A 25,093-nucleotide genomic window follows, 5' to 3' on the forward strand; every position below is an offset into this window, starting at 1 on the left:
CACTTATCTCGCCCTGTGCCGACCGAAACGTCGTTCAAGCGTGCGGGTCATGCTCATCAGCGGCAAGCTCATCGCGAGATAGCCGAGCGCGACGAGCGTATATACCGTCAGATTCTGAAACGTCGACGACGCGATCAGTTGGCCTTCGCGCGTCATTTCGGCGACCGTGATGGTCGACGCGAGCGATGAATCCTTCAGCATCATCACGAGCGTGTTGCTGTACGGCGGCAGCGCGACCTTGATCGCCTGCGGCAGGATCACCCGTATCATCGTCTTCACAAGGCCCATGCCGATCGACTGCGCGGCTTCATACTGGCCCGGATCGACCGCCTCGATACCCGCCCGGAAAATTTCCGCGACGTAAGTCGAGTAACCGAAACCAAGCCCAATGATGCTGGCCTGCAGCGCCGACACCTGGATGTGGATTTCCGGCAGCACGAAGTAAATGTAGAACAGCAGCACGATCATCGGCAGGCCGCGCACGACGTTGATCATCGTGCTCACCCCGCGTACGACGAGGGGATAGCGCGACATCTTCAACAATGCCCAGGTCAGGCCGAGCACGGTGCTCAACACCAGACAACCCAGCGTGATGACGATGCTCATCACCGCGCCTTGCAGCAAAATCGGTACAAAGTCGGCTATATCTTGCCAGTGCATGTCGTGCCTTCCATTGCTCTTCGTATTCGTTCAGTCCGCCGCGCCGCTGCGCGACGGACCTGGCAGGACGAGTCCCGCGTCGCCGCGGGCACGGCTCTTTTCACGCGAAGCCAATCAGCTCACGAGGTGCCACTTTTTGAGGATCGCGTCGAGCGTGCCGTCGGCCTTCATCTTCGTCAGCGCGTCGTTGATCTTCGCCATCAGCGCGCTATTGCCCTTCTTCACCGCGATCGCGATGTCGAACTTTTCCATCGGCACATACGCGTCGTCGACCCGCGTCCCCGCCATCGCGCCCGCTGCTTCCTGGGCCTTCAGGATCGGATAGTCGTTGAAGCCCGCGACGATGCGGCCAAGCGCGACATCGCGCGTCATGTCGGCGGGGCTGTCATACATCTTCACTTCGGTGAAGATGCCGAGTTTCTTCAACTGATCGCCGTAGTCGGTACCGGTCGGCGCCCCGATCGTCATGCCCTTCAGGTCCTGCACCGAGTGATAGACCGCCTTGTTCGTGTCCTTCACGATGATGCCTTCGCCAAACGCCGTCACCGGCTGCGAGAAATCGACCACTTCGGCGCGCTTCGGCGTCGGCGTCATGCCGGCAACGATGATGTCGATCTTGCCCGATACCACCGACTGGATCAGCGCCGAGAACGGCACCGCGTCGTACGAGACGTTAAAGTTTTCGCGCTTGCCGATCTCCTTGACGACATCCGGCATCAGGCCTTCGATCTGCTGCGTCTTCACGTTCATGAACGTGGTCGGCGCGCTCGACGGCGGCGAGCCCGCGGTGAGCGTCGCCGTTTCGGCAGCGTGGGCGGCGCCGAACATCATCGTCATCGCGAGGCCCGCGCCGGCGGCAAAGCGCTGCACAGTGTTGAAGCGGACGGCGGCTGCAGGCTGGAACATGAAACGCAACATGGGGATTTCCTCTGGGAATAGTGATTTTCAATCTACGCGCTGCCCGACCATCTAACGGTAGCGATCAGTCGATCCATTCAATGCAGTACATCCTGCAACCTGTAATACGCGCCGACGAGCGGCAGAAACCACGCGCGTCCAAAATGTCCTGGAATCGCGGGCCAGTCGAGCGTTCGCCACGGATTGCGCGAGGCGGCGCCGAACATCACGTCGGCCATCAGACGGCCCATGTGCACGGACATCTGCACACCGTGGCCGCTGTAGCCCATTGAATAGAACAGTCCTTCATGCTGGCCTGCGCGCGGCAGCCGGTCGGCCGTCATGTCGACGAGGCCGCCCCAGCAATAATCGATGCGCACGTCGGCCAGTTGCGGGAAATAGCGCGCGAGCCCATCACGCAGAATCCGCCCGCTTTTCTCGTCCGAACGCGGATTCGACATCGCGAAGCGCGCGCGGCCGCCGAACAGCAGACGCTCGTCCGGCGTCGCACGAAAATAGTTGCCGATGTTCAGCGTCGTCACATACGAGCGGCGCGTCGGCAACACCGCATCGAGGCGCGCCTTGCCAAGCGGCTCGGTCGCGACGATGAAGCTGCCGACGGGCGCGATGCGGCGCCGGAACCATTGCAGCGGACCGACCTGCGACGCGCCGGTGGCAATCAGCACGCGCTCGGCACGTACCGTCCCGAGCGGACACTGCACGTCGAACGCGTTGCCGCCGCGCGGCTCGAGGTTCGTCACCGGCGTGTTCTCGTAGATCTGCGCCCCACGCCGTGCCGCTGCCGTGCCCAGACCCACGCCGAATTTGCCCATGTGCATCTGCATGCCGTTGCGTTGCACGAGGCCGCCGAAAAAGCTGTCCGACCCGATCTCGTTGCGAATCTGCTCGGGCGGCACGAGTTCGACATCGGGATCGACTTCGCGCCGCAACACCTCGTACGACTTCGCGAGCGAAGCGAAATGCTGCGGTTTCGCGGCGAGTTTGATCTTCCCGGAGTGGCGCAGATCGCAATCGATCTGCTCCTCCCCGATGATCGTTTTCACCGTTTCGACGGCGCCGGCATACGCACGGTAGAACTCCGACGCGCGTTCGCTGCCGATGCGCGCGGACAACGCCGCGTAGTCCTGCGCGACGCCCGTATTGCAATGGCCGCCGTTACGGCCCGATGCCTGCGCCGCGAGTCGGCCCGCCTCGAACACGATCACCGACATGCCACGTTTGGCCAGCTCCAACGCAGCCGACAGCCCGGTAAAGCCGCCGCCGACCACCGCAACGTCCACCCGCTGCGGTAGCGGACCCTGGACGCCGCTGGTAAAGCGTGGCGCAGTGTCGAGCCAGTAGGAGTCGAGCTTCATCGTGATGCATTCCTGTCGATTGGTTGCGCCGCTTTCAGCGGCGCGCGGGAAGCGATGTCGTGAGAAGGCCGGACGTGCGAATCAGAGGCCGAGCAGCGATGCCAGTTGCGGGATGCCCGACACTTCATTGACACCGTAATACGGGTTCAGCGGCTCGTGACTCCGGTTGACGAACGCCTTGTGTTTGATGCCCATGTCGTACGCGGTCATCAGGTCATAGCGGAAGCTCGACGACACATGCAGCACGTCTTCCGGATTGCAGTCCAGTTGCGAGAACATGTACTCGAAGGCTTTCTGCAGCGGCTTGTACGCCTGTGCCTGCTGGGCGGTGTAGACCTTGTGGAACGGCGCGCCGAGCTTGTCGACGTTGCTGTGGATCTGGTCGTCCGACGCATTCGACAGGATCACGAGCTTGTACTTCGAGGCCAGTCGCGACAGCCCTTCCGGCACGTCCGCGTGCGGGCCCCAGCTCGGCACGGCCTGGTAGATCTTTAGTGCGGTCGCTTCGTCGAACGGCACGCCGGTGCGTTCGCAGGTGCGGCGCACCGAGTTCACGACCACTTCGCGATAGGGCTTCCATGCGCCCAGCACTTCGTCGAGGCGGTAGCCACGGAAGAACTCGACAAACTCATCCATCTTCGCCTTGTCCAGCTTGTCGCCGTAAAGCTCGCGCGCGGTCTGGCCCATCTGGAAGTTGGTCAGCGTGCCATAGCAGTCGAAAGTGATGTACTTCGGCTCGAAATCGATCATGGTCAACATCCTGTCGTCGTGGCGAACCTGGTTGCAGGCTCGGGGTTCAGTTTCGGGTTGAATCAGTGCGGTTGACGCTTGCGTATATCAGGTGTAAAGCCGTGCTTCACAGCGTTTCGAAATCGATCAGCACACTCTTGTGCCGCATGCTCGCCACCATCGCTTCGCGGCCGAGGTCCTTGCCGATACCGGACTGGCCGAAGCCGCCCGTCGGAATGATCATGTCGCCGCTGCGGCCGTAACGGTTGATCCAGATGGTGCCCACGGCGATGCGGCGCATCGCCCGCAATGCCTGACCGATGTCGCTGCTATGGACCCCCGCCGCGAGACCGTAGATCGGATGCGCGGCGAGCGCGATGCCCTCTTCCTCGTCTTTGAATGTCTGTATCGTCAACACGGGGCCGAACAGCTCCTCGCGCACGGCGGGCGTCTCTGAAGTCACATTGGCGAGCAGCGTCGGGCGATGGAAATAGCCTGCGTCGGTGCCTTCGAAAAAGCCGCCGCCGAAGATCACTTCCGCGCCGCTCTCGCGGCTCTGCCCGATCAGCGCTTCGATGCGTCGTGCCTGGGCGGCATTGATGATCGGCGAATAAGCGGTGCGGCTGTCCCACAGCGGGCCGGGCTCGATCGGCTGCAGTTGCCGTTGAATGGCGGCGATCAGCGGCTCGGCAATGCGCTCGTGCACGATCAGCCGCGTGCCGGCCACGCAGGCCTGGCCGCCGTTGGCCGTAAAGCCGCGGGCGACACAGCGCGCCGTATGCTCGAGGTCCCGCACATGTTCGAACACCAGTTGCGGGCTCTTGCCGCCGAGTTCCAGCGTGACGGGCTTGGTGCCGTGCATCGCGGCGTCGCTCATGATCGCGGCGCCCGTACGGGTCGAACCGGTGAAGCTCATCTTCGAGATGCCTGGGTGACGCGTCAGCGCGGCGCCCGCCGTCGCTCCACGGCCATTCACCACGTTGAAGATGCCCGGAGGAATGCCGGCTTCGATGGCGAGTTCCGCGAGACGCAGCGTCGAGAACGGCGTCATTTCCGACGGTTTCATCACGACCGCGTTGCCCGCCGCGAGCGCGGGACCGCACTTCCATGAACACATCGACAGCGGAAAATTCCACGGTGTGATCGCACCGATCACACCGTACGGCTCCGATGCAACAAAACCGAGACTGTCGCGGCGCGTGGCCGCGATATCGCCACCGAGCTTGTCGGCCAGCTCCGCGAAGAAGCGGATCGCCTCCGCGGTGAACGGCACATCTGATGTATAGCTTTCCGTCACCGGACGCGTCGAGCTGACCGTTTCGAGTTGGGCGAGGCTCACCGCATCGCGATCGATCAGATCGGCCCAGCGGCTCAGCACCTTCGCGCGCTCGCGCGGAGAGCGGGTGCCCCAGCCGCTCGTCTTCCATGCAGCTAGCGCATTGCTGACTGCGTGATCGACGGTGGCGTCCGACGCGTCCGGCACATGGCCAAGCAGCGCGCCGTCCGACGGCCGGTGAACGGCGATCTGCGCTTCGCCCGCCAAATAGTACGCACCGCCAATGAAATGCCCCTGCGGCAACGGCACGGCTGAAGGATCGAAATCGAGTGACGGAGTGGACATGTCCGGCTTGATTAGTAGGTTCAAGTGTGTGGTGCCGCGTGCGCTTACGCACTGATGACTGCTGGCACCACTCGACACTGCTGTTCGCCATCTCGACCGCCGAATGAACGAACATCGGATGAAGTTCATTTTAATGAACACGAAATGAAATACTAGTGGTCAAAAATAAACTTTGTGAAAAGTTCGTTGTGCGCTGCGATACATTGCCTGCCTCGGAGAGCACACCGCCGCACTGGTGGGCACGGACCGCAAGCCCGCACGGCTGGGGCGCGCACGAGCGAGGCTACGCGACACGCCGTTCCGTCGTGCAACGCAAAACCGAAAAGTGAATGAGAGAAAGAAAGGCGTTGACGTCAGCCGCCGTCCGTGCGAACCGGACGCGACGCGTCAGAGCGAGCGAGGAAAAGAGCGGGAAGACAGCGCCGCTTGCCACACGACATGCGGCTCCGGTACAACAAACAGATCAAAGATGAATGACGGGCGGCTGCGTGTTCATGATCCACAGCAAACGGGCAGTCTTCCTGCTTTCGTTACGCACGCTATGCGGCACCGTGCTCTTGAACTGGAAGCTGTCTCCCGCGCGCAGTTCGGAGCGCCGGTCGCCGACATTCAGCACGACCGTGCCTTCCAGCACCAGGCCCGCCTTCTCGCCGATGCCCACCAGCACTTCTTCGGAACCGGAGCCGGCCGGCAGCATGATGATCATCATCTGCAAATCGTGATCGCCATGCGGCGACAGCAATTCTTTCTGCATGCCGTTCTTGCCGACTTCGAACAGCGGCCGCTCGGCCGCCTTGCGCACGAAATCGCCGGTGACCGGGTCCGAGACCGCGTCGTCTTCTTCGAGGAGCGTGGTCAGCGGAACTTCCAACGCCTGGCGCAGGCGCTCGAGAATACGCACCGACGGATTGGCCTTGTTGCGCTCGACCTGACTGACGGTGCCGACCGACACGCCCGCGCGCATCGCCAGTTCGTTGATCGACAGACCCTGCGCGACGCGCAGCGCGCGCAGACGAGCGCCGACGTTGCCGTGACCCGGGTCGGCCGCGCGCTTCCTGCTGAGCTCTGTTCGCTGCATGTGTTTCCCGTTGATGACGGTGCGCCCGGCTGCCTATGTGCCGCCGGTGCGGTTGTTGTGCTGGGCGCGCACGGTCGCATCCGATGAAGCGCCAGCCGCTTCGTTACAATGAACGTCCGTTCAATTGTTAAGCATTATATTGAATATAGCACCCGCGGGGTGAACGCCAAAAATACCAGTGCAATTGCGTTGCGTTGCGCGTCGCTGCCGCCGAGAAGCAGACCCGACCACGCACCGGTCCGAATAACAAAAAGATCGTCCTATGAAGCAGGCACTGGGAATGCCACAGTCTAGGCTGATCATGCCGCCAGCAGGAGTTTGCAGTGTCCGAATCAACCGTGAAGAAATCACTGACCTATCGCCGCTTCACTTCCGATGACATCGCCGCAGCGCACGGCCTCTCGGTTGCGGTGCGCTGGCCGCACCGCGCCGATGATTGGCGCTTCATGTACGACGCCGGCACCGGCTTCGTCGCCGAGGACAATGGCGCCGTGATCGGCACCGCGCTCTGCTGGAAATTCGGCGCGGACCGCGGCACGCTCGGCCTCGTGATCGTCTCGCCGGACGAACAGGGCCGTGGCATTGGCCGCAAGCTGATGGAACTGGTGCTCGAAGAACTGGGCAACCGCGTGACCTTCCTGCACGCAACGGTCGCGGGCAAGCCGCTTTACGAAAAGCTCGGCTTCGTCAGCTGCGGCGGACTCACCCAGCATCAGGGCACGCTCGGCAGCGTGGCCGCTGTCGCGCCGCCGCCCGGCGAACAGTTGCGTGCCGCGAGGCCGGACGACACGCCGAAGCTGATCGAACTCGCGTCGCGCGCGAGCGGCTTCGACCGCAGCGCGACGATCCCGGCGCTGCTCGAGTTTGCGCAAGCCGTGGTTCTCGAACGTGACGGCGAAGTGGTCGGTTTCTCGCTGTTCCGTCCATTCGGACGCGGCTACTCGGTTGGACCGGTGGTCGCGCAGCATGGGTCCGACGATCTGCGTGCCCGCGCACTGATTTCGTACTGGCTCGCGCAGCACGCCGGCGACTTCGTGCGGATCGACGTGCCGGACGACGCCGGCATCAACGACTGGTTGACCCATGTCGGCATGCCGCGCGTCGACTCGGTCGAAAAGATGGTGCGCAACGCGCCCGCCGACGCGCGCGAAGTGGCCCCGGACCCGAACTGGCGCGCGTTCGGCATCATCAATCAGGCGATGGCGTAACCGCCAATGACCGTCCTCTACAAAGCCGATCCGGTGCGTGGAGCGCTATGGGCCGAGCGCTTCGCGCAGCTAGCGCCCGACGTGCCGTTCCGGGTGTGGCCGGACATCGGCGATCCCACGGCCGTGCGCTATCTGGTCGCGTGGCAACCGGGAGACCTCGCGCTCACGCTGCCGAATCTCGAAGTGGTGTTTTCGGTCGGTGCGGGAGTCGATCAACTGGATCTGTTGCAGATACCGGCGCATCTGCCGGTGGTGCGGATGCTCGAGCCGGGCATCGTCGAAGGCATGGTCGAATATGTCACCGAGGCGGTTCTGGCGATTCACCGCGATCTGTTCGATTACGGGTTGCAGCAGCGGGCGCGCGTATGGCAGCCGATGCCGTTGCGCGCCGCCGCGTCGCGTCGAGTCGGCGTGCTCGGCCTCGGCATGCTTGGCCGCGCGGTACTGGAGCGTTTGCGGCTGTTCGGCTTCGCCTGCGCGGGCTGGAGCCGCTCGAAGCATCAGCTCGAAGGGATCGACTGCTATGCGGGCGAGGCCGGGCTCGACGAGTTGCTTGCCCGTGCCGACATCCTGATCTGTTTGCTGCCGCTCACGGACGCGACGCGCGGCCTGCTCTGCCGGCGGGTATTCGACATGCTGCCGCGAGGCGCGTCGCTGGTTCACGTCGGCCGCGGACCGCAACTCGTCAGTGCCGATCTGCTCGACGCGCTGGAACGCGGGCAGATTCACAGCGCGGTGCTCGATGTCACCGACCCGGAGCCGTTGCCCGCCGACCATCCGCTGTGGGCGCAACCGCGCGTGCGCATCACGCCGCATATCGCGAGCGCGACGCGGCCCGAATCGGCCGTCGATGCGATACTGGAAAACCTGCGCCGCTATCGCAGCGGCGTGCGGATGATCGGCTTGATCGACCGGACGCGCGGCTACTGATACCCATGCGCGGCCCGACCCCCGAACGCAACCCCATTTCGCCAACCGCGCGGCGTCAGCAGACGGCGCGCGATCACGGCAAGGAGAGATACGTATGACCCGCAAATACCGCATTGCCGTGATTCCCGGTGACGGCATCGGCACCGAAGTGATGCCCGAAGGCCTGCGCGTGCTGGACGCCGCGTGCAAACGCTTCGACATCGGCATCGACTACCGCCATATCGAATGGGCGTCGTGCGACTACTACGCGCAACACGGCCAGATGATGCCCGACGACTGGAAGGCGCAACTGCGGGACTGCGATGCGATTCTGTTCGGCGCGGTCGGCTGGCCCGACAAGGTGCCCGACCATATTTCGCTGTGGGGTTCGCTCCTGAAGTTCCGCCGCGAATTCGACCAGTACGTGAACCTGCGCCCCGCGCGGCTGTTCGAAGGCGTGCCCTGCCCGCTCGCTAACCGCAAGCCGGGCGATATCGACTTCATGATCGTGCGCGAAAACACCGAAGGCGAGTATTCGTCGGTGGGCGGCACGATGTTCGAGGGCACCGAGCGCGAAGTCGTGATGCAGCAGTCGATCTTCACGCGCCACGGCACCGAGCGCGTGATGAAGTTCGCGTTCGACCTTGCACAGCGTCGAGCGAAAAAACTCACGGTTGCAACGAAGAGCAACGGTATCGCGATCAGCATGCCGTGGTGGGACGCCCGCGCCGATGAAATGGCCGCCCGCTACCCGGATGTGAAGATGGACCGTCAGCACATCGACATCCTGTGCGCGCGCTTCGTGCTGAACCCGGATCGCTTCGACGTGGTGGTCGCATCGAACCTGTTCGGCGACATCCTTTCCGATCTCGGGCCGGCGTGCACAGGGACGATCGGCATCGCGCCGTCGGGCAACCTGAATCCCGATCGGCGCTTTCCGTCGCTGTTCGAGCCGGTGCATGGCTCGGCGCCCGACATCGCCGGCAAGGGCATTGCCAATCCGGTCGCGATGATCTGGTCGGCCGCGATGATGCTCGACTTTCTCGGCAACGGCGCGGGTGTCGAGCGCGATGCGCACGACACTATCGTCGCCGCGATCACGCGGGTACTGAAGGAAGGCCCGCGCACGGGCGACCTGGGCGGCAGCGCATCGACCACGGAGGTCGGCGCGGCGATCGCGGCTCAGGTCGCCAACCCGTCCTGATCACTCACAGAGCAGGCAGCGCTGACTGCCCGGCGCGCGTCGGGCGCTCTGCCATCGCATGCCAACCGGCACGGAGACCTCATATGAGCACGAATCTCGAACAACAGGCCCGCGCGCTGATCCGCACGGAGAACTTCATCAACGGCGAGTGGGTCGCCGCCGCGAGCGGTCGGCGTTTCGCGGTCACTGATCCGGCGACCGGCAAGCTGATCGCGGAAGTTGCCGACAGCGGCCCCAGCGACGCACGAGCGGCCACGGACGCCGCCGCTACAGCGCTGCCCGCGTGGCGCGCGAGGCTGGCCAGCGAACGCGCGGCGGTACTGCACCGCTGGCACGCGTTGATCGTCGCGAATCGCGACGCCCTCGGTGCGTTGATCTCACTCGAACAAGGCAAGCCGCTCGCCGAAGGACGCGCCGAGGTGAACTATGGCGCGTCGTACGTCGCGTGGTTCGCCGACGAAGCCACCCGCATCTACGGCGACCTGATTCCGCAGCAGCAGCGCGGCAAACGGATGAGCGCGGTCAAGGAACCGATCGGGGTCGTCGCGGCCATCACGCCCTGGAATTTTCCGCTTGCGATGATCGCGCGCAAGATCGCACCCGCGCTCGCGGCGGGCTGCACGGTGGTCGCGAAACCCGCGGAAGACACGCCGCTCACCGCGATCGCACTGGTGATGCTGGCGCACGAGGCGGGCGTGCCGAACGGCGTGCTCAACCTGATCTCGGCTTCGCGTGCGGCGGCGGCCGAGACGGTCGGCGACTGGCTCGCCGACAGCCGTGTCCGCAAGATCACGTTCACCGGATCGACGCCCGTCGGCAAGCATCTCGCGCGCGAATCGGCGGGCACGCTGAAGAAGCTCTCGCTGGAACTCGGCGGCAATGCGCCGTTCATCGTATTCGACGACGCCGACCTCGATGCCGCGGTCAATGGCCTGCTGGCCGCGAAATTCCGCAATGGCGGGCAGACCTGCGTGTGTCCGAACCGCGTCTTCGTGCAGCGCGGCGTATACGAACGTTTCTCCGCGCTACTGTGCGCGAAGGTGGCCGAACTGCGGGTGGGACCCGCCAGCGACCCCGCCTCGCAGATCGGGCCCATGATCAATGAGCGCGCTGTGGACAAGATCGCTCGTCATGTCGAGGACGCGCTCGAGAACGGCGCGCTCGTGCTGACGGGCGGACGACGGCTCACCGAGCTGGGACCGCACTACTACGCGCCCACGGTGCTCGGTAACGCCGCGTCGTCGATGGTGTTGTGCGGCGAGGAAACCTTCGGCCCGGTCGTGCCGCTGTTCCCGTTCGACAGCGAGCAGGAAGCGGTGCAGGCCGCGAACGACACGCCGTTCGGGCTCGCCTCGTACTTCTATAGCGAGAACATGCGCCGTATCGAGCGTGTCTCGAGCGCGCTGGAAGCTGGCATCGTCGGTATCAACGAAGGCGCGCTCGCTTCAGAAGCCGCGCCGTTCGGCGGTGTGAAGGAATCCGGCTACGGTCGCGAAGGATCGAAGTATGGTCTCGATGACTATCTGTCGATCAAGTATCTGTGTCAGGGAGGTCTGGAGTAACCATGGAAGCCTATCCGATCGAAGTCGAATTTCCGGACCTCTCGGCGCACGCCGACGGCAATACCGGCATTGCATACGTCCACTCGTTCGACTCCGGCCAAGCCGGGCCGCACGTGATGATCAATGCGCTCACGCATGGCAACGAAGTGTGCGGCGCGATCACCGTCGACGCGTTGTTGCGCAGCGGCCTGCGCCCGCGCCGCGGCAAGCTCACGCTGTCGTTCGCGAACGTCGCAGCGTATGCGCGGTTCGATCCCGCGATACCAGACAAAGCGCGTTTCGTCGATCAGGACTTCAACCGCGTCTGGACCGCCGCGAAGCTCGACGATCTGGCGACCCGCTCGTCGGAACTCGATCGTGCGCGCGCGATGCGGCCGGTGATCGACACAGTGGATCTGCTGCTCGACCTGCATTCGATGCATGAAAAAAGCGCGCCGCTGATCGTCGCGGGGCCGCTGCGCAAGGGAGCCGAACTGGCCGAGCGGCTCGGCACGCCCGCCACCGTGATTCAGGACGAAGGCCATCCCGAAGGCCGCCGGATGCGCGACTACGAGGGTTTCGGCGACGACACGAGTCCGAAGAATGCCCTGTTGATCGAATGCGGCCAGCACTGGGAAGCCAGCGCGGTGACGGTTGCGCGCGACTGCACCGCGCGCTTTCTGTTGCTGTCGGGCATCGTCGACGCAGCCGACCTGCCGCCCGGCTGGATCGCGCCACTGCCCGACGAAATGCGCATCGTGCGCGTGACCGAACCGGTCGTCGCAAAGAGCATGGATTTCCGTTTCGCGGGCCCTTACACCGGCCTCGAGACGTTCGACAAGGCCGGCACCGTGATCGCATGGTCCGACGGTCAGCCAGTCTCGACTCCGTACGATGACTGCATGCTCGTGATGCCCTCGCTGCGCCAGTTGCGCGCCGGCGTCACCGTGGTCCGGCTAGGCCGGATCGAGCGACGTATCGACCTCCGCTCACGACAACAGGAAACAGCGCAATGAAAGTTCAGCAGATCAGGCAAGCCGCGGAAGTCTCCGCACTGGAGGATTGGGGAACCGCGGGCCTGCCCGGTACCGAACCGTCGCGCGTATCGGGACGCCAGTACGTCATTCCCGGTCACGAAGCGATCGATACCGGCGTGTTCGAGTGCTCGCCCGGCACCTATCGGCGCTCCGTCAAGCAGGCGGAGGTGATGCATTTCATCAAGGGCAGCGGCACCTTCACGCCCGACGGAGAAGACACGGTCCGCTTCGCCGCCGGCGATACGCTATTTTTCCAAGCCAACACGGAAGGACTCTGGAACATCGATGAAACGCTGCGGAAGATCTATGTGATCTTCTGACAGCGTACGCACCCGGTATCCCGCTGCTCATGTCAATCATGGTTGCTCAAACATGCTAAGAATCGACGAAGTCCCGAATAGCGAGGGGTTCCCGGATCGCTGCGACGTAGCCGTGATCGGCGGTGGCATTATCGGCGTCAGCACCGCTTACGCGCTGGCACGGCGCGGCGTATCGGTCGTACTGCTCGAAAAAGGCATCATTGGCGCGGAGCAGTCGGGGCGCAACTGGGGTTGGGTGCGTCAGCAGAACCGCGACCTTTACGAGTTGCCGCTCGCGATGCAGAGCCTGAAGCGTTGGGGCGAGTTGAGCGACGAACTTGGCGAGGACATCGGTTTTCGGCGCAGCGGCATTCTGTACGGAAGCGAGCAGTCTGCCGATGTCGCCCAGTGGGAAACATGGCTCGGCAAGGCGCGCGCGCTCGGCTTCGACAGTCAGCTGCTGTCGGCTCGAGAACTGGCCGCGCGCGTTCCGCATAGTCGGGCGAAGTGGGCAGGCGGCGTGTGGTCGTATTCCGATGGACGCGCGGAGCCGTCGCGAGCAGCGGCCGCCATCGCAAGAGGCGCGCAACGACTCGGCGCGCGCGTGCATCAGACCTGTGCGGTTCGCGGACTCGACAGCAGCGCGGGTCGAATCTCCGGCGTATGGACCGAGCGCGGCCGGATTGGCGCGAGCAGCGTCGTGCTGGCCGGCGGCGCGTGGAGCGCCCTGTTCTGCCGGCACCATGGGATCGATCTGCCGGCGGTCAATGTGATCGGCACCGCGCTGCGCACGGCGGAAGCGCCGGCCGTGATAGACGGGTGCTTCTCCGGCCCGAACTTCGCGATGCGGCGGCGGCTGGACGGCGGCTACACGATCGCGGTACCGGGCTATGGACGCATGGAAATCGCGCCACAGAACCTGCGGCACGCGGTCAAGTTTCGCCAGATGCTCCGCAGCAAACTCAACAAGAAGCTCAAATTCCGGCTCGCGCAACCTTTCTTCGGCGGCCCCGAAGGAAGCGCGGACTGGCGCAACGACGACATCTCTCCGTTCGAGGTGACGCGGGTTCTCAATCCTGCGCCCGATGCCGAGTGGCCGACACGTGCACTACAAAACGTTGCGACGGTCTTTCCGGAACTGTCTGGATTGCGTATCGCCCATGCGTGGGCTGGCGCGATCGACACGATGCCCGATCTGGTGCCGGTGATGTCACGCGTGGATAGCAAGCCGGGCCTTGTGATCGCTTCGGGGTTCAGCGGTCATGGATTCGGGCTGGGACCGGGAGCCGGCATGCTGGTTAGCCGCATCGTGACGGACGACGCGACAGGGATCGAGACACAGCCATATCGATTGACGCGCTTTAGCGATGGCACCCGGCTGGCGCAACCCGAGATGATGTAACACCTGACGTCGTACCTGCTTGCAGTCGAGAAAATCTATGGCATGCGATCGATGAACGGTTGATCGCGCAATCGTGGCGAACACTGACCACCAGACCATTGCAGTTGTGTGCTGGCCACGCTTGATCCAATCTGCCCCAGCGCATGACCGATGACACGCGGGAATCGGGTTGTAATATCCTGCTAAAAAGGTCATCCGCGAGCGGCTTTGGGCAACCCCAATCGACCTCGACGGAGCCCATGGGGAAACAGCATGAGGGGCTTCCTTCTGGCATTGGCTTGCGCGTGTGTGCTGCCGGCCGCCGCGGCGCAGCATTTATTGCCTGGCCCTGAGCCCGGAGCCCCGGTCGCCGCGACGGACTTCCTGGCCCTGGCCAGGCGAGTGGTCGACGCCGCTTCGCGACCCGCTGCACCCTGGAACGGGCCACGCAAGGGGCCACCTGCGCAATCTGGAAAACACATCGCGGTCGTCGCCGAGGATTTGCGCAACGGCGGCATCCTCGGTGTGGTCGATGGTGTGCTGGAGGCGGCCAAGGTGATCGGCTGGCGCGTGAGGATCTTCGATTCCGCGGGTGCGGCCGACCTGCGTCTGAAGATGCTCGCGGATGCGCTGGCAAGCCGCCCCGACGGTCTGATCCTCGCCGGCGGCGACGCGCGCGCGCTGCTCCCCGCACTGCGGCCGTTTGCCGAGAACAGCATCCCGATCGTCGGCTGGCATGTCGCGGCCCAGGCCGGACCGGTGCCAGGCACGCCCGTCGCGATGAACGTGTCGACCGATCCGCGCGAGGTCGCGCGCGTGACCGCGCTCGCGGCCATCCTGCAGGCCGGCGGGCATGCGGGCGTCGTCATCTTCACGGATACCGATTTCCAGATTGCACGGGACAAGGCGCAGGCAATGGCTGCCGTCGTTCGCGCGTGCAGTGGCTGTACCCTGCTTGAAGTGCGCGACGTGGCGATTTCGCGCAGCCGGGAACTGGTGCCGGGGACGACACGCGCCCTGCTCGCGCGTTACGGCCCGCGCTGGAGCTGTGCGCTGGCGATCAACGACATCTACTTTGACTACGCCGCCCCGGTGTTGACCCAGGCGGGAATGCCGAACGCTGCGATGATCATGCTGTCGGCTGGCGACGGCAGCGAATCCGCCTTCCTGCGCATCCGCACCGGCACGTTCCAGACCGGCACCGTGGCCGAACCCCTGAATCTGCATGGCTGGCAACTGGTCGACGAAATGAACCGACTTTTCGCGGGCGTTGGCGTCACGGGTTACGTGACGCCGGTGCATCTCGTGACGGCGGACAACGTCGCCGCGGACGGCGGCGATCGTCTACTCTACGATCCCGACAACGGCTATCGCGACATTTATCGTCAGATCTGGCAACGACCGTGAAACTGCCTTTCCCACAATCGCTCACCGCTCAATTTGCGCTCGTTGTTTCGTGCCTGGCCGCGCTGGTGGTCGTCGTCGGAGCCACGACGATTTACTCGTTGACCGGTTCGGCCCACTCGATCCGTCAGCTGGCCGAAGAGCGGCTCACGCGCCTCGCGGATGCGCAGGATCTGGTACAGCACACGCTGACGATCGAACGCCTCGCGTTGCAGTTGTCTCGCGACGATACGATCGATGCCGTGCGCGAGACCCATCGGCATGTGCTCGACCAGTTGGCATCCTTCGACCGCCTGGTTGACCGCCTGGCCTCCGCGGCCGCAAGCGACGACCCAGAGGTCGACGCGCTGACGCTTTACCGGTCGAGCCAACGCTTTCGCAACATCGTCAACATCGAGGCGCAGGTGCGCGAGACCGCGCTCGGCACTCGGGGTGCGCCGGCGGATGGGCAACGGCCAGGCGTGTCGCTGACCAGCCTCGACAAGGATCTGCGCGGCGCGGCCGAGGCTCTGGCCGTCGCGGCGCAACGGCAGTCCGATTATTTGACGCGCGACTACCGCGAAGCAGTCCAGGATCTGGCCGTTCGCGCAGATCGCACACGCAAATGGGTGGCGGGTGGAGTCGCGGTGAGCCTGCTGCTCACCTGGCTAATCGCCCGCGAATTCCTCGGGCGCCATGTCGTGGCGCGCCTGCGCCGCGTCAGTCACTTTCTGCGGCACGGCGATGCCGGGAGCACGCAAGCAGGAGTCCCTGTGCACGGCGGCGACGAGATTGCCGATATGGCGCGCGCAGTCGAGCAGTTCCTTGAAGACCGGCGCCGGCGCCGCCAGGCCGAGGATGCGTTGAAGGAGCTCAACGCCGGACTCGAGGCGCGCGTCGCGCAGCGCACGGCCGAACTCAGTACGGCGCTTGCGGGTCAGGCGGCCGAGATCGCCGAACGTCAGCACGCCGAAGACGCCGTCCGGGAAAGCGAGAACTTTCTTAACAGCATCATCGAAAATATCCCGGACACGATCTTCGTCAAGGAGGCCGCGACCTTGCGCTTCGTGCGCTGCAACAAGGCGGCGGAGCAACTTCTCGGCTACCGGCGCGAGGAGCTCCTCGGCCGGTCCGTCCACGATCTGTTTCCCGCGGAGGAGGCTGAATTCTTCGCGCTCAAGGACCGGGCCGTGCTGGAGTCGCATCACATGATCGACATACAGGAAGAGCCGGTTCATACGCGACATGGAGTGCGCCTGCTGCACACGATGAAGATCCCGATCGCCGATGTGCGCGGCGTGCCGCAGTTCCTGCTCGGCATCTCACGCGACATCACGGAGCACAAGCAATCCGAAGCGGAATTGCGGCGCTATCGCGAGCACCTCGAAGACATGATCCGCGAACGGACGGCGGAACTCGCCGTGGCCAAGGAACATGCAGATACGGCCAACCAGGCAAAAAGCGATTTTCTCGCGCACATGAGCCACGAACTGCGTACGCCGCTGAACGCGATTCTTGGTTACGCGCAGATCCTCACACGCGACACGACTCTCGATCAACGCCAGATCGACGGACTCTCGGTCATCCAGCGCAGCGGCGAACACCTGCTTATGCTCATCGACGACATCCTGGATATAGCCAAGATCGAAGCTGGAAGAATGGAACTTAATCTTTCCGACGTTCCGCTCGAACAGTTCGTCTATTTTGTTGCCGAGACGATTCGGGTCAAGGCAACGGAAAAGGGCCTGGCCTTCGATTGCGACATGCCGCCCGATCTGCCCGCGGCTGTCCGGGTGGACGAAATACGGCTGCGTCAGGCGCTGCTCAACCTGCTTTCCAATGCGATCAGATTTACCGAGCAGGGGAGCGTGCATCTGAGCGTCGCTTTTACGCCGCCCGCGCGACTATGTTTCAAAGTGCAGGACACCGGCATTGGGATAGATGAAGGGCGCCAGGAGGAAATCTTCAGGCCTTTCGAGCAAGTGAGCGACAACCGGCACCGCTTTGGCGGCACGGGGCTCGGGCTCGCCATCAGCCGGCAACTCGTACGCCTGATGGGGGGCGACATCCGTATCGAGAGTCGTCGCGATATCGGCAGCGTCTTCTCGATCGAACTGGATGTCCAGGTGGTGGCGCCCCCGGCGGCTGTCGCCGCGTCCGGACGGATCGTGAGCGGCTACAAGGGGCCGCGCAAGGCTATCCTGGTCGCGGATGACGTGGCGGAGAACCGTGCCGTGATGGTCGATATGCTGAGGCCGCTCGGATTCGACATGGCGGAGGCTGGCAACGGATCCGAAGCTCTGGAGAAAACCCGCTCCCTGCATCCTGCGCTTGTCCTGATGGATGTGGTCATGCCCGGCATGGACGGGCTCGAAGCCACGCGTCGCCTGCGCCAGATGCCCGAGTTCCGGGATCTGCCCATCGTCGCAGTCTCCGCGAGCGCCTCGGGGACCGATGCGGCGCAAAGTCTCGCGGCCGGCGCAAACGCTTTTCTTGCCAAACCGATCGATTTCGGCCGGCTATTGTCCCATGTCGCGTCGCTCATGAATGTCGAGTGGATCGACGAAGCTACCAAGGCGCAAGTCACTGGCGCGGGCCAAACGGCGGTACTCGCTGCCGCTCGTTTTACCGGGCCCTTGATGGCACCGCCGCAGGGGGAGATCGAAGCGCTGCACTACCTGGCGCGACTCGGCGACATGCGTGCCATCGTGCAACACGCCCAACACTTGAGCGAGCTCGACGAGCGCTATCGACCCTTCGCAGACCACCTTTGCCGGTTGGCGAAGGCTTACCGGTCCAAGGCAATCCTCAGCTTCGTCGAGCAATATCTGGAAAGGAGGCTACTGCGGTGATTCGCGCCTCAGAACGTGAACCGCATCATCCTTCGTCTTCTACTCGACGATCATTCCGTGCCGGATCGCGTACCGGATCACCTCGGCGTTGTTGGAAAGCCCGAGTTTCTGCATCAGCCGCATCTTGTGTGTACTGATCGTTTTCGCGCTGAGGGCACACGCCTGGGCAATTTCATTGATGCTCCTGCCCGCCGCGAGCATCTGCAGGACCTGGAATTCGCGGTCCGACAGTACTTCATGCGGCGGCACGTCGCCGCGCTGTGTATCGAACACCATCGCATCGACGAGCTTCGGATCGATGAAACGGCCGCCGTCCGCGAGCTTGCGGATTGCCGCGAGCAGCACCTCCGGGTCACTGTCCTTGGTCAGATATCCCGTTGCTCCCGCGCGCAGCGCGCGCGACGCGACCTGAGCCTCGTCGTGAATGCTCAACACCAGCACCGGCAACGAAGGATGTTCCGCCCGTACCCTGCGGATCAGGGCGACGCCGCTGATGCCGGGCATCGTCATGTCGAGCAATAGAAGATCTAGCGCGCACGAGCGCAGCTTGTCGATCACTTCCGCTCCTTGCGCCGCTTCCCCCGCAACGACGATATCGCTCGTGGTCGCGATGATCTGTCTGAGTCCGCCACGGACTATCGCATGATCGTCCGCAATGAGTATCCTGATCATGTTCGAGCTCCGCCATCGAGCGGAATATGAATCGAAACCATGGTGCCCGCGCCCGGCGAGCTGTCGATCGAAAGCGATCCGCCGATCAACCGCGCGCGCTCGTTCATGCCGAGCAGGCCATATGAATAGTTGCGACTCACCACTTGCTGATCGAAGCCGCATCCGTCGTCACGCACCTGCAGCAAGAGCTGTGCAGCCGTCGAAACCAGCGTCACCTCGACACGTGTGGCGGCGGCATGACGCGCGACGTTCGTCAGCGAAGCCTGTGCAATGCGGAACAGGGCCGTCGCATGGGCGTCGGACAGCGTGGGTTCGCCGCCTTCGATGCGCAATTCACACGCAATGGCATTGCGGCGGTTGAACTCGTCGACAAGCCATTCGAGCGCAGACACGATGCCGAAGTTAAGCGCCGCGGGCCGCAGGTGGCTCGCGACATTGCGCACCATCGAGATCGTGCCTTCGACCAGTTGGCGCATATCGTCGGCTTTTTTTGTCGCTTCCGCGTCGTGCGCGATGCGCATTTTGAGCAGAGACACGTCCATCTTGAGCGCGGTCAGCAATTGCCCCAGCTCGTCGTGAATTTCCATCGCAATGCGCTTTCTCTCCTCCTCGCGAATCGCCTCCATGTACGCGGACAGTTCGCGCTGCTGCTCGCGCGATTCGACGAGTTCCTGTTCCATCTGCTTGCGCCCCGTAATGTCATTCAGGCCCACATAGATCGCGGGAGAATCGTCGTAAGTCGCGGCGCGCGCCGTCGCCATCGCCCAGAACCGGGTACCGTCCTGGCGCCGGAACTGTACCTCGGTGTTGCGCAAGCTACCCTTGGTCCGCAGATGTTCGATCAGACGCTCGCGCTCGCCCTGCTCAGCGTAGAAATCCGCGATATTGGCGGACAAGCCTTCGTCCATGCCGAAGAGTTCGCGCAACGGCTGGTTCGTGTACAGGATGTGCCCATGCGGCATCGAGGTGATGCACAGCGGCACCGGACTCGTTTCGACAATCGCGCGAAAGCGAGCCTCGCTTGCCTGCAGGCGCGCGTCCGCGCGCCGCCGCTCGTCGATCTGCGCCCGCAAGTTGGCGTTGGCGCGCGCCAGCTCTTCGGTGCGCAATGCGACACGTCGCTCCAGTTCGTCGCGCGCTTGCGATAGCGCGGCCTCCGTTTCCTTGCGCACGGCGACTTCCGCTAGCAGTTGCCGGTTCTGCGCGAGAACCTGCTTGTGCATCACCCGCAGCTCGAGGTGCACGCCAACGCGCGCGACCATCTCATCGACGCGCAATGGCTTGGTCACATAATCGACACCGCCCACCAGAAAGCCTTCGACGCGGTCCTCGTTGTCCATCAGCGAGGTCATGAATATGACGGCGATATCGCGCGTGCGCTCATCGCGCTTGAGGCGCCGACAAGTCTCGAAGCCGTTGATGCCCGGCATCTTCACGTCCAGCAGGATCACATCGGGCTGCGAGAAGGCTGCGCGCTCCAACGCTTCGATACCGTCGAGCGCCACCAGTACGCGAATGCCGCGCGCCTCGAGACTGTCGACAACCACGCCAAGATTCCCCGGCGTATCGTCGACGATCAGAATCGTGCCCGTATACGCGACCGGAGCGGCGAGATGGCTCATGATGCGGTGTTCCCTTCGAGATACCGCTCAGCGGGTTGCATGAGCCCGCTCCACCATGCGTCGAAAATGTCGAGCGCCATATATCCCCGCGAGTGCCGCCGTTGTGGTTGTCCTATTCTGCACTCGATGCCGGCGCCTGGTCCATCACGCCCGCTCCGGGTTTCAAACGTCCGATGAAACAGCGCGCCCCGTGGCCTCACGGCCGCCGCATGCGTGCCTGTAAGCATTTGCGCGCCTGGCCTGCGTTGCTGTTTGCTAGTTCAGCACCTCGCCCGCCACCGCGATCAGTCGGACCGTGCGCGGCAAGGTCAGTTCGTCGATGAGGTCGGCCACCTCGCACAGCGCGCGAAAGTCATCCTCGTCGATCTGGTCCGTGTGATTGCGCCGCAACTCACGCATGGTTTCGCCCAGGCGCCTGAGCGCGTTGGTCGTGCTGTCTATCAATGGCCAGCAGTGCATCAAATACGCAAGCGATGTCACGCTGCGCGTCTCGCACCAGGTGTCGAACAGTCGCAGACATATCGCGTCGATTTGCTCGATCACGTTTTCCCGCTCCGATAGATAGCCGATCATGATGCATCAATTCGACATTGCGTTTCAATGGCTCATCATCTACGAGCAGAAAGTGTGTCGCATTCAGCGCAAGCTGCAAAATCAGGGTGTGACTTCCTGATTCGCGTGTCAGGAAATCCTTAGTGCCATTCATGCTGAAAGCCCCCGCAGATGGGTAAAGACCCTTAAATGCCGTTCCACATGCTGTTCCGGGTCAGGAAGTCCTGACGGCTGAAACCAGCGATTCCTGAAACGACATTCCGGCCCGCGCCGATTGGACGCACGCACCGATCGCCGTAGCATCGAATCATCGTGCATCGCGGAGAAAATCATGGCGGGCAACAGATCACTGCGTTCCCAGGTCGAAAAACTCGTTGGCCCGACGGGGGGCCGAGGGGCACGCGTGCGTCTGCTGAACCGCTCGCGCTCGGATGGAACATGCCGGGTGTGCATTCAAATCGATCTGCCGACCGGGGCGTTTTCACTCTTCTTCTTTCGCCATGCCGACGGCGCATGGCACGTGTTTCCGCCGGGCCAGCGCCGTCCGGAAATGGGGATAGGCCGCATGGCGGCCTGATCGTTCAGCAAGCCGGGGAAACGCACATGCACGACGATGCTTCGAACTCACTGCCGCAGGACGTGATCGAACTGCGTGCGTGGCTCAACGACTGGTACGACCATGCATTCGCCGTAGGCTACGTCCATCCGCCCTTCACGCTCGACGAAGCGACAGCCGACCGGCTCGAAGGCTACTTCAAGGCGGGCCTGACGCCAGCCGAAGGCGCAATTCTGTTCTTTGGCGTCGTGCATTGAGAGGCGAGCGATGAAGGCGAAAGACGGTGAAGTCAATCAATGAAACATCACATTGTCGGGCGTTATCGCGGATTCGTCATTGAAGCGCACATGGAGCCGCGGACGACCCATTTGTCCGATGGAATCGCGCTGACATATCGCGTCACGTGGTTGTTGCGTAGAAGGACACGAAAACAGCACGTCACCGGTGACTTAGCCGATGCCGTTACCTACGAGTCGGAAAGTGTTGCTCTCACGTGCGTCGACCGCAAGGCTCGCGCTCTTATCGATGCCATGCTAGCGAATCAGGAAGCGTTAAGAACCGTGGGGCTGTAACTCCGATGCCTGGAAGGCCCGCGCCTCGCGCAGCGTCACGCGGACTCGAACGGTCATGAAAGAAAAACGGCTCGACTAGCCGCAGACATCTCTGCCGAGATATGCAGCGACCGCGCCTGTCACGGCGAAGCCAGGCAATTCCTCCGGCGACGCCAGATGCGCGGCGACGATTTCGCGATTATCGAGCCGCAGTTCGGGTAGGCAATCGAGGCGCAGTTCGAAGAAATGCACCCGGTCTCTTCGCCCGTCCCACATGCCGGAGGCGCTGCCTGCTGGCAGTAAGGGGTGAGACGCAAGTCCAATCTCCTCCTCCATCTCGCGCAGCGCCGCAGCAGCAGGTGTCTCACCGGCCCGGATACTGCCGCCCGGAAACCCCCATTCGGCGCGGTACGACGACTTCAGCAGCAACAGCGACCGATCGACGTGGATTGCTACTAACGCGCCCTCATGGCGAGGGCGTCGAACGTGCCACCACGCGCGGGCGAGCGGAAATCCGAGGCGAAGCGCCATGCGCCAAACAGAGTCGATCAGCGCAGCCATCCGGGCGCGCTCAACGCTCGGCATGAGGTCTATCCTTTACTTTCATTGTCAACGGATCTTCCGATTCGCCAGCACACCCCCATTTCGCTGCTGGCCGCCGCCGGTCCCACGGCGTCCAGCCTCGTCCCCGCTTCAGATATCGCCGACCGAGAGCGGCAATTGCGGTTCGCTGACGCCCCCGGCGTTGATGAGCCTGACGTAGGCCACATATCTCGCCTCAGCGAGCGTCTGCGCCGCCACCAAGCTCCCGGGAAGCGGTGCCCTCAACTCATTTGGCAAAATATCCGTCAGCAACTGCTCATAGAGTACCCGGGCCGCCGGATCGCGGTAACGGTTTTCAATTTCCAGTTGCCCTGCCGTCGTCGCATAGTCGTAGTACTCGAGTTGGCTTCGACCCGAGATGGTTGTCGATTCCGGTCCCCAGAACGAATAGGTGCCGAGCTTGTTCGCCTGAGTGCGTACTCCGATGATATGCGTCGGCGTACTCGACGCGTTCGGTATGTACGACTCAGGCAGTGTTTCGTCGGTCGTGAAGGTGACATAGGGCCGACCGGCTGCCGAATCGCTTTTCAGCATCGGAAGAAGATCATGCCTGCCGCCGTACAACTGCGCATAGTCGCCCGTTAGCCAATTGCGGTTGCCGCCATTGCCTATCGTAACCAGCATCGGAAGAATGTCGACCGAAGAAGTCAAACCGTCCCGGATCTTGTCGACATCGCCGGCATACTGTCCCGTCGGGTCAACCACAATCAGCGGGATGTTGTACGCCTCTTCGTAGCATGTCGAGGTCTTGCCGGAAACCATGCCGTGCGCGCCAGCGTATTCGCCGTGGTCGGACGTCAGGATAATGATCGTGTTGCGCGCGACCTCGTGAGGCAGCGAATCGACGATCTCACCAATCCGTCCGTCGACGTCTGTCAGTATCTGGGTGTAGGACTCGAGGCTACGCTTCCAGTAACTGAACGGCGATTTACCGATCCCTTTTATTACGCCCTGGACCGGCACAGGGTATTCGGTAATAAGAAAATCAGTGCTGTCCGGATCATCCTGGACACCGCCCCAAATTGCCTCCTGGATCATCCTGTTGAATGCCTGAGCCGCCGGCTTGGTACGCTGGATGTGATCTGCCGACTCCCAGTTCGGCGGGACCGCAGCGTACGCCAACTCCGGTGGATTCTTGAGCGGATTGGTATTCCAATCGTAGTTCGGCGGCCCTACCGTGTAGTCCCGCCATTGCTGATAACCGTTCGGGTTGTAGTTCGAGTTGGCGAAATAATCGTGGTAGGTCTGAAATTCCGTTCCCGCCGGGAAGAACTCTTTGTCGTGAGGGTTGACGAGACCTACGGTCAAACACCACGGGCCCTCGTGCGGCTTGCGCTGGCTAAGCCAACCTACCGCCTGATTGGCAATGTACTCGTCGCTGTAGTACAGGTTGGGTATATCGCCGACCGTGCCCTGCAGGTTGCTGCCAGTTGGATCAGGAAAGGTCATCGCCTGAAAACCATACTCCTGAAGCTCGCGCTGCCCCTGTATGGTGACCGACAGATGCCATTTCCCTATATAGGGCGTCGAATAACCGAAGTTGCGAAGGAGCTTGCCATAAGTCGGAAACGCCCGGCTAAGCGCTGGTTGAAGTGAAGCTTTACTTGACGGGTTATCGAAGATGGTTGTCAGCACCCAGTTTTGCTGTGAATACAGCCCGGTGACCAAAGTGCCGCGCGCTGGGGTACATGCTGAGGCGGCCGTGTAGTGCCCCGAGAACTTCACACCCTTTCTCCACAGCGCATGCGTTCGAGGCATGAAATGCCTGAGGAAATCGCCGGGGCTGCTTATTCCCGCCGGGAACACGCGCGGGTAGCGCATCTCGTCAAGCAGAATGAACAGGATGTTGGGGGTTCCCTTGTGAGCAGCGTCTGCCGCGGCCGACCCGGACGCGGCAGACGCAAGTTTTGGCGTAGTCAGTGCAGCGCCAATCGCCGATGTCTTCTTGATAAATTCGCGACGATCCATAATCGTTTCTCCATGTTAGATAGAACGACGAAGGCATCTGCCCTGTCGCGTTGCAGCGCAGTGGAGGCGATTCAATCAGAATAGATTTATATGAAGAGACCCGCGTTCGGTCTCCTCTGGATCTTTAAATTAAGTATCCGCGGTCCGTTTTTCTGAATTGATATTTTTCAGACCTGAGCCGGCATAGAGAGGATGCGGGGAAGGCTGTGCGTTGATGCTAGTTTCTTCTGCTCACGAAGGAAGGGGAAACGTCGAGATATGTGCGGTAGCGCACATTTTGTCGCAAGCGAAAAAACGGCGTTCCTTTCCCGTCCTGGTCTCGCCAGCAATGAGCACGGGTACCGGCGTATCCGCGAGCCGCAGATCTTTCTGCGTACCTCGAGCTCGACGAGAG

The 25,093-nt window shown here is 62.9% G+C and carries 23 protein-coding genes; 12 read left to right on the forward strand and 11 right to left on the reverse strand.

Translation table 11 applies throughout. The features are described from left to right. Window positions 1-3: 3 nt before the first annotated feature. The 6 genes from OKW45_RS35235 to OKW45_RS35260 form a co-directional block, all read right to left on the reverse strand. Window positions 4-660: an amino acid ABC transporter permease gene (locus OKW45_RS35235; RefSeq protein ID WP_429473482.1), complete on the reverse strand. Its 657-nt coding sequence runs from the start codon at window positions 658-660 to the stop codon at window positions 4-6. A 114-nt stretch (window positions 661-774) separates the two neighbouring features. Further along, the gene (locus OKW45_RS35240) at window positions 775-1,578 is read right to left on the reverse strand and encodes an ABC transporter substrate-binding protein (protein ID WP_184005820.1); all 804 of its coding nucleotides are present in this window, start codon (window positions 1,576-1,578) and stop codon (window positions 775-777) included. A 77-nt stretch (window positions 1,579-1,655) separates the two neighbouring features. After that, window positions 1,656-2,933 carry an NAD(P)/FAD-dependent oxidoreductase gene (locus tag OKW45_RS35245; RefSeq protein WP_429473483.1) on the reverse strand — a complete coding sequence of 426 codons (1,278 nt, stop codon included), beginning with the start codon at window positions 2,931-2,933 and terminating at the stop codon, window positions 1,656-1,658. An 81-nt stretch (window positions 2,934-3,014) separates the two neighbouring features. Then, window positions 3,015-3,683, reverse strand: coding sequence for a haloacid dehalogenase type II (locus OKW45_RS35250; RefSeq protein WP_429473484.1), 669 nt, complete (start codon window positions 3,681-3,683; stop codon window positions 3,015-3,017). A gap of 106 nt (window positions 3,684-3,789) precedes the next feature. Next, entirely contained in the window at window positions 3,790-5,283 is a 1,494-nt protein-coding gene (locus tag OKW45_RS35255) for an aldehyde dehydrogenase family protein (protein ID WP_429473485.1), read from the reverse strand. A 463-nt stretch (window positions 5,284-5,746) separates the two neighbouring features. Next, the gene (locus OKW45_RS35260) at window positions 5,747-6,361 is read right to left on the reverse strand and encodes a helix-turn-helix domain-containing protein (RefSeq protein WP_018422370.1); all 615 of its coding nucleotides are present in this window, start codon (window positions 6,359-6,361) and stop codon (window positions 5,747-5,749) included. Between the two features lie 323 nt (window positions 6,362-6,684). Between OKW45_RS35260 and OKW45_RS35265 the strand changes: the two genes are divergently transcribed. The 9 genes from OKW45_RS35265 to OKW45_RS35305 all read left to right on the forward strand — a co-directional run bounded on the left by OKW45_RS35265 (window position 6,685) and on the right by OKW45_RS35305 (window position 18,175). Continuing rightward, complete coding sequence (locus OKW45_RS35265; RefSeq protein WP_429473486.1) at window positions 6,685-7,569, forward strand: GNAT family N-acetyltransferase; 885 nt, start codon at window positions 6,685-6,687, stop codon at window positions 7,567-7,569. Between the two features lie 6 nt (window positions 7,570-7,575). After that, on the forward strand, window positions 7,576-8,499 hold the full coding sequence (locus OKW45_RS35270; protein WP_429473487.1) for a 2-hydroxyacid dehydrogenase: 924 nt from the start codon (window positions 7,576-7,578) through the stop codon (window positions 8,497-8,499). 94 nt (window positions 8,500-8,593) lie between these two features. Beyond that, complete coding sequence (locus OKW45_RS35275; protein ID WP_429473488.1) at window positions 8,594-9,682, forward strand: tartrate dehydrogenase; 1,089 nt, start codon at window positions 8,594-8,596, stop codon at window positions 9,680-9,682. 83 nt (window positions 9,683-9,765) lie between these two features. Beyond that, on the forward strand, window positions 9,766-11,244 hold the full coding sequence (locus OKW45_RS35280; protein WP_429473489.1) for an NAD-dependent succinate-semialdehyde dehydrogenase: 1,479 nt from the start codon (window positions 9,766-9,768) through the stop codon (window positions 11,242-11,244). 2 nt (window positions 11,245-11,246) lie between these two features. Further along, window positions 11,247-12,239, forward strand: a complete 993-nt coding sequence (locus tag OKW45_RS35285) for a M14 family metallopeptidase (RefSeq protein WP_429473490.1) — start codon at window positions 11,247-11,249, stop codon at window positions 12,237-12,239. Further along, window positions 12,236-12,580 (forward strand): cupin domain-containing protein, encoded by a 345-nt coding sequence (locus OKW45_RS35290; RefSeq protein WP_018422376.1) that lies wholly within the window; start codon window positions 12,236-12,238, stop codon window positions 12,578-12,580. The genes OKW45_RS35285 and OKW45_RS35290 overlap by 4 nt, the downstream gene beginning before the upstream one ends. A gap of 52 nt (window positions 12,581-12,632) precedes the next feature. Continuing rightward, complete coding sequence (locus tag OKW45_RS35295) at window positions 12,633-13,961, forward strand: NAD(P)/FAD-dependent oxidoreductase (RefSeq protein ID WP_429473491.1); 1,329 nt, start codon at window positions 12,633-12,635, stop codon at window positions 13,959-13,961. Window positions 13,962-14,213: 252 nt separating this feature from the next. Next, window positions 14,214-15,347 (forward strand): substrate-binding domain-containing protein, encoded by a 1,134-nt coding sequence (locus OKW45_RS35300; RefSeq protein ID WP_429474015.1) that lies wholly within the window; start codon window positions 14,214-14,216, stop codon window positions 15,345-15,347. Continuing rightward, window positions 15,344-18,175, forward strand: a complete 2,832-nt coding sequence (locus OKW45_RS35305; protein WP_429473492.1) for an ATP-binding protein — start codon at window positions 15,344-15,346, stop codon at window positions 18,173-18,175. Before OKW45_RS35300 ends, OKW45_RS35305 begins: the two co-directional genes overlap by 4 nt. A 39-nt stretch (window positions 18,176-18,214) precedes the next feature. Here OKW45_RS35305 and OKW45_RS35310 read toward each other — a convergent pair whose 3' ends face one another. From OKW45_RS35310 to OKW45_RS35320, 3 genes are all read right to left on the reverse strand, one after another. After that, window positions 18,215-18,847: a response regulator gene (locus OKW45_RS35310; RefSeq protein ID WP_018422380.1), complete on the reverse strand. Its 633-nt coding sequence runs from the start codon at window positions 18,845-18,847 to the stop codon at window positions 18,215-18,217. Continuing rightward, window positions 18,844-20,469, reverse strand: coding sequence for a response regulator (locus tag OKW45_RS35315; protein WP_184005797.1), 1,626 nt, complete (start codon window positions 20,467-20,469; stop codon window positions 18,844-18,846). The genes OKW45_RS35310 and OKW45_RS35315 overlap by 4 nt, the downstream gene beginning before the upstream one ends. 255 nt (window positions 20,470-20,724) lie before the next feature. Next, the gene (locus OKW45_RS35320) at window positions 20,725-21,042 is read right to left on the reverse strand and encodes a hypothetical protein (RefSeq protein ID WP_018422382.1); all 318 of its coding nucleotides are present in this window, start codon (window positions 21,040-21,042) and stop codon (window positions 20,725-20,727) included. Between the two features lie 310 nt (window positions 21,043-21,352). On the opposite strand from OKW45_RS35320, the gene OKW45_RS35325 reads away from it, so the two are divergent. From OKW45_RS35325 to OKW45_RS35335, 3 genes are read left to right on the forward strand one after another with little or no spacing between them, the layout of a single operon-like run. Beyond that, on the forward strand, window positions 21,353-21,598 hold the full coding sequence (locus OKW45_RS35325) for a hypothetical protein (protein WP_429474016.1): 246 nt from the start codon (window positions 21,353-21,355) through the stop codon (window positions 21,596-21,598). Window positions 21,599-21,624: 26 nt separating this feature from the next. Further along, on the forward strand, window positions 21,625-21,834 hold the full coding sequence (locus OKW45_RS35330) for a hypothetical protein (protein ID WP_429473493.1): 210 nt from the start codon (window positions 21,625-21,627) through the stop codon (window positions 21,832-21,834). 39 nt (window positions 21,835-21,873) lie between these two features. Beyond that, window positions 21,874-22,149, forward strand: a complete 276-nt coding sequence (locus tag OKW45_RS35335; protein ID WP_026226137.1) for a hypothetical protein — start codon at window positions 21,874-21,876, stop codon at window positions 22,147-22,149. A 75-nt stretch (window positions 22,150-22,224) separates the two neighbouring features. Here OKW45_RS35335 and OKW45_RS35340 read toward each other — a convergent pair whose 3' ends face one another. Both OKW45_RS35340 and OKW45_RS35345 read right to left on the reverse strand, forming a co-directional pair. Beyond that, on the reverse strand, window positions 22,225-22,713 hold the full coding sequence (locus tag OKW45_RS35340) for an NUDIX domain-containing protein (RefSeq protein WP_429473494.1): 489 nt from the start codon (window positions 22,711-22,713) through the stop codon (window positions 22,225-22,227). Between the two features lie 108 nt (window positions 22,714-22,821). Next, on the reverse strand, window positions 22,822-24,699 hold the full coding sequence (locus tag OKW45_RS35345) for a sulfatase-like hydrolase/transferase (RefSeq protein ID WP_429473495.1): 1,878 nt from the start codon (window positions 24,697-24,699) through the stop codon (window positions 22,822-22,824). Window positions 24,700-25,093: the final 394 nt, after the last annotated feature.

Source organism: Paraburkholderia lebeckiae (assembly GCF_050436225.1).
GTDB lineage: Bacteria > Pseudomonadota > Gammaproteobacteria > Burkholderiales > Burkholderiaceae > Paraburkholderia > Paraburkholderia tuberum.

Coding starts and splice junctions, on each gene's coding strand:
- OKW45_RS35285 (WP_429473490.1), top strand. CDS start 11,247: ATGGAAGCCTATCCGATCGAAGTCGAATTTCCGGACCTCTCGGCGCAC.
- OKW45_RS35320 (WP_018422382.1), bottom strand. CDS start 21,042: ATGATCGGCTATCTATCGGAGCGGGAAAACGTGATCGAGCAAATCGAC.
- OKW45_RS35280 (WP_429473489.1), top strand. CDS start 9,766: ATGAGCACGAATCTCGAACAACAGGCCCGCGCGCTGATCCGCACGGAG.
- OKW45_RS35295 (WP_429473491.1), top strand. CDS start 12,633: ATGCTAAGAATCGACGAAGTCCCGAATAGCGAGGGGTTCCCGGATCGC.
- OKW45_RS35325 (WP_429474016.1), top strand. CDS start 21,353: ATGGCGGGCAACAGATCACTGCGTTCCCAGGTCGAAAAACTCGTTGGC.
- OKW45_RS35255 (WP_429473485.1), bottom strand. CDS start 5,283: ATGTCCACTCCGTCACTCGATTTCGATCCTTCAGCCGTGCCGTTGCCG.
- OKW45_RS35240 (WP_184005820.1), bottom strand. CDS start 1,578: ATGTTGCGTTTCATGTTCCAGCCTGCAGCCGCCGTCCGCTTCAACACT.
- OKW45_RS35300 (WP_429474015.1), top strand. CDS start 14,214: ATGAGGGGCTTCCTTCTGGCATTGGCTTGCGCGTGTGTGCTGCCGGCC.
- OKW45_RS35310 (WP_018422380.1), bottom strand. CDS start 18,847: ATGATCAGGATACTCATTGCGGACGATCATGCGATAGTCCGTGGCGGA.
- OKW45_RS35235 (WP_429473482.1), bottom strand. CDS start 660: ATGCACTGGCAAGATATAGCCGACTTTGTACCGATTTTGCTGCAAGGC.
- OKW45_RS35245 (WP_429473483.1), bottom strand. CDS start 2,933: ATGAAGCTCGACTCCTACTGGCTCGACACTGCGCCACGCTTTACCAGC.
- OKW45_RS35260 (WP_018422370.1), bottom strand. CDS start 6,361: ATGCAGCGAACAGAGCTCAGCAGGAAGCGCGCGGCCGACCCGGGTCAC.
- OKW45_RS35290 (WP_018422376.1), top strand. CDS start 12,236: ATGAAAGTTCAGCAGATCAGGCAAGCCGCGGAAGTCTCCGCACTGGAG.
- OKW45_RS35340 (WP_429473494.1), bottom strand. CDS start 22,713: ATGCCGAGCGTTGAGCGCGCCCGGATGGCTGCGCTGATCGACTCTGTT.
- OKW45_RS35345 (WP_429473495.1), bottom strand. CDS start 24,699: ATGGATCGTCGCGAATTTATCAAGAAGACATCGGCGATTGGCGCTGCA.
- OKW45_RS35315 (WP_184005797.1), bottom strand. CDS start 20,469: ATGAGCCATCTCGCCGCTCCGGTCGCGTATACGGGCACGATTCTGATC.
- OKW45_RS35330 (WP_429473493.1), top strand. CDS start 21,625: ATGCACGACGATGCTTCGAACTCACTGCCGCAGGACGTGATCGAACTG.
- OKW45_RS35250 (WP_429473484.1), bottom strand. CDS start 3,683: ATGATCGATTTCGAGCCGAAGTACATCACTTTCGACTGCTATGGCACG.
- OKW45_RS35270 (WP_429473487.1), top strand. CDS start 7,576: ATGACCGTCCTCTACAAAGCCGATCCGGTGCGTGGAGCGCTATGGGCC.
- OKW45_RS35335 (WP_026226137.1), top strand. CDS start 21,874: ATGAAACATCACATTGTCGGGCGTTATCGCGGATTCGTCATTGAAGCG.
- OKW45_RS35275 (WP_429473488.1), top strand. CDS start 8,594: ATGACCCGCAAATACCGCATTGCCGTGATTCCCGGTGACGGCATCGGC.